Annotated in this window: 14 protein-coding genes; 12 read left to right on the top strand and 2 right to left on the bottom strand. The window is 70.6% G+C overall.

The window, feature by feature from the left end; translation table 11 throughout:
- The first annotated feature begins 233 nt into the window (after positions 1-233).
- The 5 genes from ACWGJ5_RS22380 to ACWGJ5_RS22400 all read left to right on the top strand — a co-directional run bounded on the left by ACWGJ5_RS22380 (position 234) and on the right by ACWGJ5_RS22400 (position 6,684).
- On the top strand, positions 234-1,709 hold the full coding sequence (locus ACWGJ5_RS22380; RefSeq protein ID WP_453311429.1) for a cellulose binding domain-containing protein: 1,476 nt from the start codon (positions 234-236) through the stop codon (positions 1,707-1,709).
- Positions 1,710-1,748: 39 nt separating this feature from the next.
- On the top strand, positions 1,749-3,479 hold the full coding sequence (locus ACWGJ5_RS22385; protein ID WP_453311430.1) for a glycoside hydrolase family 6 protein: 1,731 nt from the start codon (positions 1,749-1,751) through the stop codon (positions 3,477-3,479).
- A 200-nt stretch (positions 3,480-3,679) separates the two neighbouring features.
- Positions 3,680-4,645, top strand: coding sequence for a hypothetical protein (locus tag ACWGJ5_RS22390; RefSeq protein WP_453311431.1), 966 nt, complete (start codon positions 3,680-3,682; stop codon positions 4,643-4,645).
- A 146-nt stretch (positions 4,646-4,791) separates the two neighbouring features.
- Complete coding sequence (locus tag ACWGJ5_RS22395) at positions 4,792-5,700, top strand: class I SAM-dependent methyltransferase (RefSeq protein ID WP_453311432.1); 909 nt, start codon at positions 4,792-4,794, stop codon at positions 5,698-5,700.
- 282 nt (positions 5,701-5,982) lie between these two features.
- A complete protein-coding gene (locus tag ACWGJ5_RS22400) occupies positions 5,983-6,684 on the top strand; it encodes an SDR family oxidoreductase (protein WP_453311433.1) in 702 nt (233 codons plus the stop codon).
- 13 nt (positions 6,685-6,697) lie between these two features.
- On the opposite strand, the gene ACWGJ5_RS22405 is transcribed toward ACWGJ5_RS22400, so the two are convergent.
- Positions 6,698-7,405 (bottom strand): glycoside hydrolase family 75 protein, encoded by a 708-nt coding sequence (locus ACWGJ5_RS22405; RefSeq protein WP_453311434.1) that lies wholly within the window; start codon positions 7,403-7,405, stop codon positions 6,698-6,700.
- 208 nt (positions 7,406-7,613) lie between these two features.
- Between ACWGJ5_RS22405 and ACWGJ5_RS22410 the strand changes: the two genes are divergently transcribed.
- Entirely contained in the window at positions 7,614-8,225 is a 612-nt protein-coding gene (locus tag ACWGJ5_RS22410) for a hypothetical protein (protein ID WP_453311435.1), read from the top strand.
- Between the two features lie 399 nt (positions 8,226-8,624).
- Here ACWGJ5_RS22410 and ACWGJ5_RS22415 read toward each other — a convergent pair whose 3' ends face one another.
- The gene (locus tag ACWGJ5_RS22415; protein ID WP_453311436.1) at positions 8,625-9,461 is read right to left on the bottom strand and encodes an aldo/keto reductase; all 837 of its coding nucleotides are present in this window, start codon (positions 9,459-9,461) and stop codon (positions 8,625-8,627) included.
- A 315-nt stretch (positions 9,462-9,776) separates the two neighbouring features.
- Here ACWGJ5_RS22415 and pqqA point away from each other — a divergent pair, with 315 nt between their 5' ends.
- From pqqA to ACWGJ5_RS22445, 6 genes are all read left to right on the top strand, one after another.
- Positions 9,777-9,944: a pyrroloquinoline quinone precursor peptide PqqA gene (gene pqqA, locus ACWGJ5_RS22420; protein WP_453311437.1), complete on the top strand. Its 168-nt coding sequence runs from the start codon at positions 9,777-9,779 to the stop codon at positions 9,942-9,944.
- Positions 9,941-10,666 (top strand): pyrroloquinoline-quinone synthase PqqC, encoded by a 726-nt coding sequence (gene pqqC, locus ACWGJ5_RS22425; RefSeq protein ID WP_453311438.1) that lies wholly within the window; start codon positions 9,941-9,943, stop codon positions 10,664-10,666. Before pqqA ends, pqqC begins: the two co-directional genes overlap by 4 nt.
- A complete protein-coding gene (gene pqqD, locus ACWGJ5_RS22430) occupies positions 10,663-10,947 on the top strand; it encodes a pyrroloquinoline quinone biosynthesis peptide chaperone PqqD (RefSeq protein ID WP_453311439.1) in 285 nt (94 codons plus the stop codon). The genes pqqC and pqqD overlap by 4 nt, the downstream gene beginning before the upstream one ends.
- On the top strand, positions 10,944-12,044 hold the full coding sequence (pqqE, locus tag ACWGJ5_RS22435; RefSeq protein WP_453311440.1) for a pyrroloquinoline quinone biosynthesis protein PqqE: 1,101 nt from the start codon (positions 10,944-10,946) through the stop codon (positions 12,042-12,044). The genes pqqD and pqqE overlap by 4 nt, the downstream gene beginning before the upstream one ends.
- A gap of 157 nt (positions 12,045-12,201) precedes the next feature.
- Positions 12,202-13,398, top strand: coding sequence for a glycoside hydrolase family 88/105 protein (locus tag ACWGJ5_RS22440; RefSeq protein ID WP_453311441.1), 1,197 nt, complete (start codon positions 12,202-12,204; stop codon positions 13,396-13,398).
- A complete protein-coding gene (locus tag ACWGJ5_RS22445) occupies positions 13,395-14,180 on the top strand; it encodes a Tat pathway signal sequence domain protein (RefSeq protein WP_453311442.1) in 786 nt (261 codons plus the stop codon). Before ACWGJ5_RS22440 ends, ACWGJ5_RS22445 begins: the two co-directional genes overlap by 4 nt.
- Position 14,181: the final 1 nt, after the last annotated feature.

Raw genomic sequence — 14,181 nt, forward strand, 5'->3', positions numbered from 1 at the left:
GCTCGGGAGAGGTCAAGGCTTGAACCAGTGGGAGCGCTCCCATAGTGGAGACGACCCTGTGAGCGGTCAAGGTGCTTGAAGAGTCGAAAAGATTCGACGGACGCGGTTGAGGAAAAGTCAGCAACTCCCCTGTGCAGCAAGGCCACTTGGCGCTACCTTCCTTCGCACCAGTGGGAGCGGTTCCAGTCAGTCGGCGCGCCAGTCACGTCGCGCCCACCTGCAAGGAGTCGCTCATGCGACACCCCCCGCGTTCGGTACTTCTAGCCGCCGCCGGTGCGGTCGCGCTCGTCGGGAGCGCGGTCGTCCCGGTGGTGTCGGCCCAGGGAGCCACGCCCGCGTGCACGGTGGAGTACTCCGTCACCAACCAGTGGTCCGGTGGTTTCCAGGCGTCCGTGAGAATCACCAACAACCAGGCTGCACTGAGCAGTTGGCGGACCGGCTTCGACTTCGCCGACGGCCAGAAGATCACCCAGGGCTGGAACGCCGAGTGGTCCCAGTCCGGCGCCACCGTGACCGCCGGGAACGAGAGCTACAACGGTTCCCTCGGCACCGGCGCGAGCGTCACCGCCGGCTTCCTCGCCTCCTGGTCGGGGTCCAACACGGCGCCCCCGGTGTTCAAGCTCAACGGCACCACCTGCAATGTGGACTCCGAGCCGACCCCGCCGCCGACCACACCGCCGCCGTCCTCCGGCGGCACCGCCCCCGCCCTGCACGTCTCCGGGAACAGGCTCGTGGACGCCGACGGCAAGGACCACCGCCTCCTCGGCGTCAACCGCTCCGGCGGCGAGTTCATGTGCGTCCAGGGCTACGGCATCTGGGACGGCCCGGTCGACGACGCGGCCATCACGGCGATCGCCGACTGGAAGGCCGACGCCGTGCGCATCCCGCTCAACGAGGAGTGCTGGCTGGGCCTTTCCGACATCAAGCCCGAGTACGCAGGCGCCAACTACATAGCCGCGGTCAAGGACCTGGTGGCCCGCGTCGAGGCGCACGGCCTGACCCCGGTCCTCGACCTGCACTGGTCCTACGGCCAGTACACCGGCAACTCGGCCGGCTGCTCCGACGTCCACGCCACCTGCCAGAAGCCGATGCCCGACATGCAGTACAGCCCGTCGTTCTGGGCGTCGGTGGCCAGCACCTTCAAGGACGACCCGGCACCGGTGTTCGACCTGTTCAACGAGCCCTATCCGGACCGGGCCACCTCCAGCGCGACGGACGCCTGGAAGTGCTGGCGGGACGGCGGGACCTGCCCCGGGATCTCGTACGAAGTCGCCGGCATGCAGGATCTCGTGGACAGTGTCCGGGGCGCCGGGGCCAGAAACGTCATCATGGCCGGCGGGCCGGCGTACGCCAACGACCTCAGCCAGTGGCTGACGTACAAGCCCACCGACCCGGCCGACAATCTGACCGCCGCCTACCACGTGTACAACTTCAACACCTGTTCCAGCGAGAGCTGCTGGAACTCCACCCTCGCCCCGGTCGCCGCCCAGGTGCCGTTGATCGCCGGTGAGATCGGTGAGAACACCTGCGCGCACGCGTTCGTCGACCAGGTCATGAAGTGGTTCGACGACCGGAACCTGTCCTATCTGGGCTGGACCTGGAACACCTGGGACTGCTCCTCCGGCCCGTCCCTGATCTCCGCCTACGACGGCACACCGACCGCGTACGGCACCGGGCTGCGCGACCACCTGCGCGCCCTGAACCCCTAGACACCCGGACCCCACGGACGACAGAAGGAACCCGCACTCATGAGTCGTACCAGAACCTCGCTGCTCGCCGCCCTGGCGCTGCTCACCGGGACGTCCGGGACGGCGCTGCTCGCGGCACCGGCCGGCGCCGCCACCGACGCCGTCCCCTGCACCGTGGCCTACACGGTGCAGAACCAGTGGGACACCGGCTTCACCGCCGCCGTCACCGTCACCAACAAGGGTGCGGCGAAGTCCAGTTGGTCCCTGAAGTGGACCTACGCCGGCAACCAGAAGGTCACCAACGGCTGGAACGCGCTGATCAGCCAGAGCGGTGCCGATGTCACCGCGACCAACGCGAGCTACAACGGCTCGCTGGCCAACGGCGGTTCGGTCGGCTTCGGCTTCAACGCCTCCTACAGCGGCACCGACGCCGTGCCCGGCACGTTCACCCTCGACGGCGTCACCTGCAACGTCGACGACGGCGGCGGCTCGGGCGGCGGCGGCACCGGCGGTGGCGGCTCGGGCGGCGGCACCGGCAGCCGGGTCGACAACCCCTACTCCGGGGCCAAGGTCTATGTGAACCCCGAGTGGTCGGCCAAGGCCGCCGCCGAACCGGGCGGCAGCCGCGTCTCCAACCAGCCCACCGCCGTGTGGCTCGACCGGATCGCCGCGATCAACGGCGTGAACGGCGGCATGGGCCTGCGCGACCACCTGAACGAGGCCCTGAAACAGAAGGGCTCCGGCGACCTGGTCGTCCAGCTGGTCATCTACGACCTCCCCGGACGCGACTGCGCCGCCCTCGCCTCCAACGGCGAACTCGGCCCCGACGACATCGACAAGTACCAGACCCAGTACATCGACCCGATCGCCTCGATCCTCTCCGACCCGGCCTACGCGTCCCTGAGGGTCGCCACCGTCATCGAACCCGACTCACTGCCCAACCTGGTCACCAACGCCGGTGGCACCAACACCAGCACCGACGCCTGCGTGACCATGAAGAACAACGGCAACTACGAGAAGGGCGTCTCCTACGCCCTGGACAAGCTCGGCGCCATCCCCAACGTCTACAACTACGTGGACGCCGCCCACCACGGCTGGCTCGGCTGGGACACCAACCTCGGCCCGGCGGTTCAGGAGTTCTACAAGGTCGCGACGACGAACGGCGCGAGCGTGAACGACGTGGCCGGCTTCATCGTCAACACCGCCAACTACAGTGCCACCAAGGAGCCGTACTTCAAGGTCACCGACACGGTGAACGGCACGACCGTGCGCCAGTCGAAGTGGGTGGACTGGAACCAGTACGTGGACGAGCAGTCGTACGCCCTCGCCCTGCGGGACAAGCTCGTCACGGCCGGGTTCGGCTCCGGCATCGGCATGCTGGTCGACACCTCCCGCAACGGCTGGGGCGGCACCGCCCGGCCCACCGGCTCCGGCACGCTGACCTCCGTCGACGACTACGTCAACGGCGGTCGTACCGACCGGCGCATCCACGTCGGCAACTGGTGCAACCAGAGTGGCGCCGGCCTCGGCGAACGGCCGACCGCGGCCCCGGCCGCCGGTATCGACGCCTATGTGTGGGCCAAGCCGCCGGGGGAGTCCGACGGCTCGAGCACCGCCATCGCCAACGACGAGGGCAAGGGCTTCGACCGGATGTGCGACCCGACGTACGGCGGCAACGCCCGCAACGGCAACAACCCCACGGGCGCGCTGTCGAACGCGCCGCTGGCCGGGCACTGGTTCTCCGCCCAGTTCCAGCAGCTGATGCAGAACGCGTATCCGCCGCTGCCCTGACCCGGTGACCTCCGCCGGGGTCCGGGCCTTACCGGCCCAGGCCCCGGCGGATCGCGCGCTCCACCGGCGAGTACGAGCCGTCCACCCTGCCCGGGCAGGGCACGTCCTCGACCGGGACAGGCACGGCCAGATCCTTCCTGGGACCGGAGGTGTGGCCTCCGCCATAGCCGCGGTTGGTCTGCACCTGGTGGGCTGTCGGGATGCGTCAGACCACTCCTCTCGCCGCAGCAGCCGTCGCGGTGTTCGCCCTCGTCACCGGCTGCGGCAGCGGGCAGTCGGCGTCCCGGCAGCACGAAGAGCCGGCCGGCACTGCTGATTCCCCGGCCCTGCCCGTCGACCGCTACCAACTGACCAGGACGGACAACGAAACCATCGACAGGGCACGCTGGGCCCTGGCGCGTTCCTGCATGAACGACCTGGGATTCCCCGCGCTTCGTACGCTGAGCCTGGACCCGCCTCCGGCTTGGCCGATGCCTCCGCAGCAGGCCGGAGTGCTGGTTGCCGTGAGCTTCACCGCCGACACCGACCGGTACGGCGTCAGCGACCCCAAGCAGGCGGCCGCCCACGGCTACCAGGGCGCGTACGCGGAGTGGAAGGCCAACCGGAAGACCGTCGACCGGAAGTGGACCCTGCCGCAGTACGTAGCTCTGACCGGCGAGTTCGAGTACCAGCGCAACAAGAACACCGTGCACGGGCACACCGTCCCCCCGCACGGCTGTCTCGGCCAGGCCGACCGCACCCTGTACGGCTTCCGGCCCCAGGACCGCCGCGACCCGGTGCTGGATGTGATGGGAGAAGGCATCACCGACGGCGAGCAGACGAACGAGTGGAAGGCCGTGGACCGCGCCTGGTCAGCGTGTATGAAAGCCCGCGGATACCACTACGCCAAGCCCTCCGATGCCCGCAACGACCCCAAGCGGAGCGAGAAGGAGTTCGCACAGAACCCCCACCGCGACACCCATGTTCCCTCCGAGCTGGAGAAGGCGACCGCCGTGGCGGACGCCATCTGCAAGCAGAAGACCCACTACGTGCCCACGGTCCGCGCCATCGACATTCGCGTCCAGCAACATCTGATCCAGAAAAACCAGACCGCTCTCGAAGAGGCATACCGCCAGAAGAAGGCCGCTGCCGACAAGGCCCGAGCGACCTTGGGGAACCTGCCGTGAGACGCACGCCGAGTCGGCGTGCGGCTGGAGGAGGTCGAGCTGCCTTTTGCCGCATCGGCACCGTTTTTTGCGGGACCGGCAAGGAAAGTGGCATCTCCCCGTGCACCGTCGCACTCTGGCCGCATCCGAGCGAGAGGCTGAGCGACATGGCACGCGACCACCAGGCCCACCAGGGGCACCCCACACAGCACGGCCACGGTCACACCCATGGCGGCGACGTCGACTGGGCCGCGATGGTCGAGCTGATGGAGGCGGAGGCCGAGGTGTGCGCCCCGGTGTACGCGCGCGCCCTGGCCTGGCTGGGCAAGGAAGTGACCGAGCCCGGGCTGATCGTGGACGCGGGCAGCGGGCCCGGAGTGATCGCCTGCCTGATGGCGGAGACGTTCCCCGGCGCGCGGGTGGTCGCTGCCGACGCCTCCGAACCGCTTCTGGAACGCGCCCGGGCCCGGGCCGCCCGCCAGGGCGTCGCCGACCGCTTCGACACCATCGCCGGTGAACTGCCGGAATCCCTGGCGGAGTTGGACTATCCGGCGGACCTGCTGTGGGCCAGCCGCAGCCTGCACCACCTCGGTGACCAGAGGGCCGCGCTCGCCGCGTTCGCCGCCCGGCTCGCCCCCGGCGGGACCCTTGCCATCCTGGAGGGCGGCCTGCCCAGCCGCTATCTGCCCCGCGACATCGGCTTCGGCCGCCCGGGACTGCAGGCCCGCCTCGACGCGGCCCAGGAGGACCGCTTCGCACGGATGCGCGCCGAGTTGCCCGGCGCGGTCCCCGAGACCGAGGACTGGCCCGCCCTGCTCACCGCGGCCGGACTGAAGCACACCGGCACCCGCAGCTTCCTCCTCGACATCCCCGCCCCCGTGCCGGACCGGACCCGGGCCTTCGTCGTCGGGTGGCTGACCCGCACCCGGGACATCCACGGCGACGTCATGGACGCCGAGGACCGCGCCACCCTCGACCGCCTCCTCGACCCCACCGACCCCGGTAGCCTCCACCGACGCCCCGACGTGTTCGTACTGTCGGCCCACACGGTGCACCGGGCGGTACGACCGGTGTGACCGGGCGCGGCCCGGCATGTCTCCGAATTGTCGAGTGAGGTGCCGAGCACGACCACGACTCCGGCGCCGCATGCCCGCTGGACCGCGCATCTCGGGATCGCCCCGCCCCGGCACCCCATGTGCCCGTCCTCGTACGGTCGTTGGGCCCGCAGCAGTCCACTGTCGCGGCCGGGCACCGCTACCTGCCGTCGGTGCCGTACCGCCGTACCTGCGGCGGCACTTGACTTGGAGAGTGCTCCAAGTGATGGACTCCCGGTCTCACCGACACACAGGGGGACTCACATGAACGACTCTCCGGTCGCACTCGTCACCGGGGGCGCCACCGGCATCGGCGCCGCCGTCGCCCGGCAGCTGCTGGCCGCCGGCCACCGGGTCGCCGTCACCGGCCGTACGGAGACCCGGCTGCGGGACTTCGCCGAGGGGCTCGGCAATCCCGAGGAACTGCTGACGGTCGCCGGCAACGCGGCGGCGTTCGACGACGTACAGGACGCCGTCGACCGTACGCTCAAGGCATACGGCCGACTGGACACGGTCGTTGCCAACGCCGGCTTCGCCACCCACGACACCGTCGCCGACGGGGACCCGGCCGGCTGGACCGAGATGGTGCTCACCAACGTCCTCGGTCCCGCCCTGCTCATCCGGGCCTCCGTCGAGGCGCTGAAGGAGTCGCGCGGCCGGATCGTCCTCGTCGGCAGCGTCGCCGGGTTCGTGAACACCCCGGGCAACATCTACGGCGCCACCAAGTGGGCGGTCACCGGGCTCGCCGAGAACACCCGGCGCCAGGTCACGGAGTTCGGGATCGGGGTGACGCTGGTGGCCCCCGGCCGGGTGGAGACCCCGTTCTGGGACGGGCTCGGCAGCCTGCCGCCGGGACATCTGCTGACCCCCGACCAGATCGCCGACTCGGTGGTCTGGGCGATCCGGCAGCCGGCCGGGGTCGACGTCAACACCGTGGTCGTACGCCCGCTGGGGCAGCCCAACTGACGTACTGATCCGGCTAGTTGTTGGCCAGGAACTGCTTGGCCAGCTGGTCCCCGAGAGAGACCGCGGCGCTGTGGCTCTCGATGGGGGAGACCTTGGAGTTCTTGAACAGGATGTAGGTCACGCCCGAGTCGGCGCCGCCGGTCTTCGGGTCGGGATCGATGCCGAGCGCCTTGGCGGTGGCGTACGACGCCTCGCCGATGATCTTCGTGGGGCCGGTGTCGCCGACGACGGCGTACTCCACCTTGTCGTTGTAGATGACCGCGACCACGCCGCCGCCCTTGATGCCGGCGCTGGAGTAGTTCCAGATGCTGCTGGAGCTCGGGACGACGATGTACGGGAGTGACTCCGCCTTCAGGGGCTTGCCGTCGGACTGGTGGAAGGCGGTGTCGTCCTGGTACCAGGGGTCGCGGTTCTCGTTGCAGTTGGTGGTCCGCCGGCCGTCGCAGTCGATGTCCATGTCGGCTTTCCAGAACACCGCGCCGTTCTTGCCGCACACGGGGACCGTGGCGGACGTCTCGTCGTCGGTCTTGTACTTGCCGTTCGATATCTGCGAACAGGACTTCACCTTGGCGAGCAGGTCGGCCGCACTGACCGAGCCCTCCTGGGCGGAGGCCGGAGCGGTCCGCGCCGCCGAGCCGGCGGACGCGTGCGCGGGCAGCACTCCCGCGGCGAGCAGGGCGGCCCCGGAGGCCGCGGCAAGGGTCAGGGTTCGAAGGCGCACTGTGGGCCCTTCTGTTAGGAAAGTTTCCTTACCAGGTGCCGTACACCGTGGACCCGTGTGCATGTCCTCGTCAAGCCTCCGGTTGCGAGCTCCCGAAAGCTGTGCGTATTGCGGGGATTTGAGACCTTGGCAAAACTGAAGAGGACCACTTTTCCGGATATGTCTGCCGCGTCGGTCGGCAGGGTCACCGCTCCGGGAGGCGAGGCGCATGTTCGTACGCACGGTGTACGCGACCGGCGATCCGGCGCAGCTGGGCATGGCCGTGGGGGCCCTGAACACGCGGGGGCACGACCTGCTGGAGGAACGTCCCGGCTACCGGGGCGCGGGTGTCTTCGTCGACCGCGACCTCGGCAAACTGCTCACGGTCAGCTGGTGGGAGTCCGCGGAGGCGCGCCGCAACAGCGACGAGGTGATGAGCGCCCGGCGGCTGGAGCTGCTGCAGCCCTTCGCGGGGACCGTCGCGGTCGAGAACTACGAGGCTGCCGTCTTCCACCGCGCGCACCGGCCCGTCACCGGCGGCGGGCTGCGGGTCACCCGGCTCGAGTTCGACCCGGCGGACGCGGACCTCGCCACCGACACCTTCCACGCCGGTGTGCTGCCCCGGCTGGAGGCCCTGCCCGGATTCGCCGGCGCGGCCCTCTTCCTGGACCGCGACCGGGGTCGCGGCATGGCGGGGTCCCTCTTCGCCGACCGCGTGTCGCTCACCGCGTCCCGGGCCGGGCAGGCGGCGATCCGGCGCGAGAGTGCGGCCAAGGCGCACGTGCTGGTGGTCGCCCTGGAGGAGTTCGAGGTCCTCCACGCGGACGTGCGGGGCGACTGAGCCCGCCGACGCGAGGGCACGCGGCCGACCGGGCGCCGGGGTGGGCGGGCCTGTGCGTGGGGGGTATTCCGGAACCGGCGGGGGCGGCGGGCGCCGGGTGACGCCGGCTCATGATCCGGAACGGGGCGCACACGGCCGTGCGGTTCGAGGCGGCGCGGGTCAGGTGCGTGGGGGCCGGGTGGTGTGGGGCGTGTGGCCCGGTATGGGGCGTGGCCCGTGCGGCCCGAGGCGCCGCGGGTCAGGTGCACGGCGCGCCGCGTGGCCGCCCCTGCAGCGCACACGGCCGCCCGCCCCTCCGCGCGGACGGGGCGCGCGGCCGTGGGGTGCGCGTTGGGTGTCAGCCCGTGCCCGAGGTGACGGGGGTCGGCCCGTGCCCGAGGTGACGGGGGTCGGTGGGTGTCAGCCCATGTCGAAGACGGCCGGGTCGGGGCCGAGGCGCCGGTCCTCGTTGAGGGCGCGGATCGCCGCGAGGTCCTCGTCGTCCAGGCTGAAGTCGAAGACCTCGATGTTCTCCTTGATCCGGGACGGTGTCACCGACTTCGGGATCACGATGTTGCCGAGCTGGATGTGCCAGCGCAGCACGACCTGGGCCGCGGTTCGGCCGTGCTTCCGTGCGATGGCGACGATCGCCGGCACCTCCAGCAGGCCCTTGCCCTGGCCGAGCGGCGACCAGGCCTCGGTCGCGATGCCCTGCTCGGCGTGGAACTCGCGAGCGGCCTGCTGCTGCAGATGCGGGTGCAGTTCGATCTGGTTGACCGCCGGGATGACGGAGGCCTCCGGGATCAGGCGCTCGAGGTGCTCGGGAAGGAAGTTGGACACGCCGATGGCGCGGACCCGCTTGTCGGCCAGCAGCTTCTCGAACGCCTTGTAGCTGTCGGTGGACGTGCCGCGGGCCGGCAGCGGCCAGTGGATCAGGTACAGGTCGACGTAGTCGAGACCCAGCTTCTCGAGCGACGCGTCGAAGGCGCGCAGCGTGGAGTCGTACCCCTGGTCGCTGTTCCAGAGCTTGGTGGTGACGAAGACGTCCTCGCGGGGCAGGCCGGAGGCGGCGATCGCCTTGCCGGTGCCCACTTCGTTGCCGTAGATGGCCGCGGTGTCGATGCTGCGGTACCCGGCCTCCAGCGCCGTGGCGACGGCCCGCTCGGCCTCGTCGTCCGGCACCTGCCACACGCCGTAGCCCAGCTGGGGCATCTCGACGCCGTTGTTGAGGATGATCGGGGGGACCTTGCTGCTCACGAGCCTCTTGATCCTTCGGTTGTCGACAGGTGGTACTCCTATCGTCAACGATCACGCGCCGCCATGCATTCCTGACGGCGACATTGGCCTCTACTGACCGGTCAGTCAGTGCCGGGAGCGGAGATTGGCCGGAAACGCATCCGACGTTTTCGGTCCGGACCATTGACCGGAGCTCTCCGCCCCGCAACTCTGTATCGCGCCACCGGACGTGTCACTGAACCCGGTGCATACATGTGAACCGGCCCTGACCAGGCCGCGTCTTCCCTCCGGCTCCCTTCTGAGACTCCCCACCCTCAGGAAAGCGAGTACGCACACATGAGCGAGAGTCCTTCCCTGCCTGCCCTGACGCACCGCTCCGCCCTGAATACATCGGATGAAAAGCTCTGGAAAAGCCCGGATTACCACATCGTGGAGACCGCGCTGGAGGTGACCGCGTACGCGCTCGCCGACCGCCGTCCGCCCCAGCCGCCCCCGGCCGCATGACCGCGGCACCACCCGAACCCGACGGCCGCGCCGCCTGGCCGGCCGCCGAGTTCACCGAGCGGCTGCGCGCGGTCACCGCGACGCGCTACCACGACCGGCACCCCTTCAACCAGCGGATGCACCGCGGCGAACTGACCCCCGCCGAACTGCGCCGCTGGATCGCCGCCCGCTTCCACTACCAGCGGCACATCCCCGTCAAGGACGCGCTGATCCTCGCGAAGCTCGACCGGCCCGAGCAGCGCCGCGCCTGGCTGCGCCGCATCCACGACCAGGACGGTACCGACGCTGACTCCCCGGCGGGCGGCGGTATCGAGCGCTGGCTGCGGCTCGGCGAGGCGGCCGGCCTGGCCCGCGAGGAGCTGTGGGACACCTCCCGGGTCCCGCCCGGGGTGCGGTTCGCGGTGGAGGGGTACGTCACCTTCTGCCGGCGCAGCCCGCTGCTGGACGCCGTCGCGGCCTCCCTGACCGAGCTGTCCGCCCCGGACCTGATGCGCACCCGCATCGCCGCCTTCGAACGCCACTACCCGTGGATCGACGCGGCGGGCCTCGCCTACTTCCGCACCCGTGTCACCCAGGGCGCCCGGGACGCCGAGCAGGCGCTCGCCCTGGTCCTCGCCCGGGCCCGCACCCGCGAGGAGCAGCAACGGGCCGTCGCGGCCCTGGAGTTCAAGTGCGAGGTGCTGTGGGCCCTGCTCGACGCGGTGGACCGGAGCGACCCATGACAACGGCCTCGCCCGCCTCGCCCGCCACGTCATGGCGCCCCGTCCTCGCCCGCGGTGTGGTGCTGCGGCACGACCCGGTACGGGACGCCGACCTGTTGCTGCTGCCGGAGCGGGTGGTGGTGCTCGACGGCAGTGCGGGCTGTGTGCTCCGGCTGTGCGACGGCGTCCGGGACGTGGCCGCCGTCGTCGCCCAGCTGGCCGTACGCCACCCCGCCGCGCCCGTCGCCGCCGAAGTCCCCGAGTTCCTGAACCGGTTACGGAAGGAGGGCTGGCTGAGATGACCGCACCTCCCGCACCTCCCGCACCTCCCTGGGCCCTGCTCGCCGAGCTCACCCACGCCTGCCCGCTGCGCTGCGGATACTGCTCCAACCCCGTAGAACTGGTCGGCCGGTCAGGGGAACTGTCCACGGAGCAGTGGTCGGAGGTCTTCCGGCAGGCGGGCGCGCTCGGTGTCGTCCACACCCATCTGTCCGGCGGCGAGCCGCTGCTGCGGCGCGACCTGCCCGACCTGGTGGCCGCCGCCGACGGCGCGGGCCTCTACACCCAGCTCGTCACCAGCGGGGTGGGCCTCGGTGAGCGGCGGCTGGCCGAGCTGACCGAGGCCGGGCTGCGCAGTGTGCAACTGTCGGTGCAGCACGCGGACCGCGCCGCCGCCGAACGGATCGCGGGAGCACGGTCGTTCACCGCGAAGGAACGCGCCGCTCGGCTGATCCGCGAGGCCGGACTGCCCTTGGGGCTGAACGCCGTCCTGCACCGCGGCAACCTGGACGACCTCGACGGCCTCATCCGGCTCGCGCTCGACTGGGGTGCCGACCGGATCGAGCTGGCGAACACCCAGTACCACGGCTGGGCGGCCCGCAACCGCGCCGCGTTGCTGCCCACACCCACCCAGGTCGAGTGCGCCCGTGCCCGAGTGGCCCACTGGCGTGAACGCCTCGGAAACACACTGGAGTTGGTGTGGGTGGCCCCTGACCTGCTGGACGCCACCGCGAAACCCTGCATGGGCGGCTGGGGCGCCGTCTCGCTCACCGTCGCCCCGGACGGCACCGTGCTGCCGTGCCCCGCGGCCGGCACCCTGCCCGGTCTGGACCCGCCGAACGTGACGCACCGCGAACTGGCCTGGATCTGGCGGGAGTCGAGGGCCTTCAACGCCTTCCGGGGCGAGTCCTGGATGTCCGGACCGTGCCACGGCTGCGCCCTGCGCACCGTCGACCACGGCGGCTGCCGCTGCCAGGCATACGCCCTGACCGGCGACGCCACCCGCACCGACCCCGCCTGCCGGTACGCCCCGGACCGCCCTCTGGTCGACGCGGCGGTGCACGGTGCCGTCGGCGCCGTTCGTCCACCCGTGTACGTCCACCGAGGGGAAGGCCGTTGAGATGCCGACGTTCGCGGGCCGGGCTGTCCGGCGACGTCCCACGCACCACCATCCCCGCCTGCCGGTACGCCCCGGACCGCCCTCTGGTCGACGTCCTGGTCCGTGGCACCACTGACCCCGCTGATCCATCCGCCAACGCCTACCGAGGAGGAGGGCCATGAGACGCCGACGTCTGCGGGCCGCGCTGACCGCGGCGACGCTCGCCACCGCCACCCTGGTCGCGCTGCCTGCCGCCGTACCGCCGGCGAGCGCCGCCCCGGCCCCCGCGCCCCGCCCCGCCGCCGCCCGCGACTGGTCGACGGCCGTCGTGGACTCCACCATGGCGCGCTACACGCCGGCCACCATCGGCGGCTGGTCGTACCCCGTGGGCCTGTACCTCTACGGCCAGTACCTCGTCTACCGGCGCACCCACGATCCTCGCCTGCTCGCCTACATCAAGGCCTACGCCGACCGGTTCGTGCACGGTGACGGCACGATCGACCAGTCCTTCAACAGCCTCGACAGCATGCAGGCGGGCCGGCTGCTGGTGATCCTGCACCACGAAACCGGCCAGGACCGATACCGCAAGGCCGCGCGGAAGATCCGCGACCGCCTGAACAGCTATCCGCGCACCTCCGACGGCGGCTTCTGGCACGCCGACACCAGCAGCCGGGCCCACCAACTGTGGGCGGACGGCGCCTACATGGTGAACCCGTTCCTGGTCGAGTACGGCAAAGAGTTCGGTGACGGCGCCTACGCGAACGACGAAGCCGCCAAGCAGTTGGCCGTCTACGGCGGTCACCTCCAGGTGGCGAACGGCCTGTTGCGGCACGCCTACGACGAGTCCAGGTCGGCGAGCTGGGCCGACCCGGCCAGCGGACTCGCCCCGGAGCACTGGTGCCGTGCCGTCGGCTGGTACGCCATGGCGCTGGTGAACGTCCTCGACGCGATCCCCGCCGACCAGCCTCGGCGTCCCCAACTGCTGGGCGTCTTAACTACGTTGGCCTCGGCGCTGGAGAAGTACCAGGACCCGGCGTCCGGGCGCTGGTTCCAGGTGCTGGACAAGGGCTCCCGGCCGGACGACTGGACCGAGACCTCCTGCTCCAGCATGTTCGCCTACGCCCTCTCCCGCGGCGTCCGGCAGGGCTATCTGGACCCGCGCTTCAACGCGGTCGCCCGGCGCGGCTACCAGGGCGTGCTGGCCCGGCTGTCGGTCGGCGCGGACGGCCGTACGAACCTGGCCGACATCTCCGTGGGCACCAACGTCGGCGACTACGCGTACTACGTCGGCCGCACCCGGGCCACCAACGACTTCCACGGGCTCGGGGCCTTCCTGATCATGAACGAGCAACTGCGAGGTGATTCAGTGTCATGAGCACGTCCAGAAGGGCTGTGCTGGGCGCCGCGCTCGGCGGTGCCGTGGCAGCAGCGACCGGCCTGCCCGCCACCGAGGCGCACGCCGCCTCCTGGCAGCTGAAGTGGTCGCCGTCGGCACGCAGTGACGGGCTCGGCGCCTTCGAGACCGTCGAGGACGACCGCGCGCACTCCCACCCGGCGGGCCATCCGCACATCTTCGCCACCGGCGACAACTGGCGCTTCAACATGCACACGGTCGACCGGGACACCTCGACCGACCGCCAGCGCCAGGAGGTCACCGGGCTGCGCACCGGCGCCGGCAGCTATCTGAAGTGGACCGAGGGCCAGACCTGGCGGCTGACGTACTCGATGTACATCCCCAGCACCCTCAAGGCGACGACCACCTTCACCCACATCATGCAGATGAAGCAGCCCGGCGCCGGCACCTCGCCGATCGTCGTGCAGTCGCTGCGGCGCCTGAACGGTGTCCAGACCATCGAACTGCGGCTCGCGATCGACGACGTCCTCGTCGGCCGTACGAACCTCGACCCGCTGCACGACAAGTGGACCGACGTCGACTTCCAGATCAAGGTCGGCAACGGTTCGGCCGGTTCCGTCCGCTGGATCCTCAAGAGCGGTTCCACCACCGTCGTCGACAAGTCCAGGTCCGGTGTCGACACCTTCCTCGCCGACCGGGTGCGCCCCAAGTGGGGCATCTACCGCTCCCTCGGCGACACTTCCGGATCCCTGCAGGACACCTACCTGCTGCTCACCAACCTCCGCGGCTACCAACTCGCCTAGA

It is taken from the genome of Streptomyces sp. NPDC054783 (assembly GCF_053611725.1).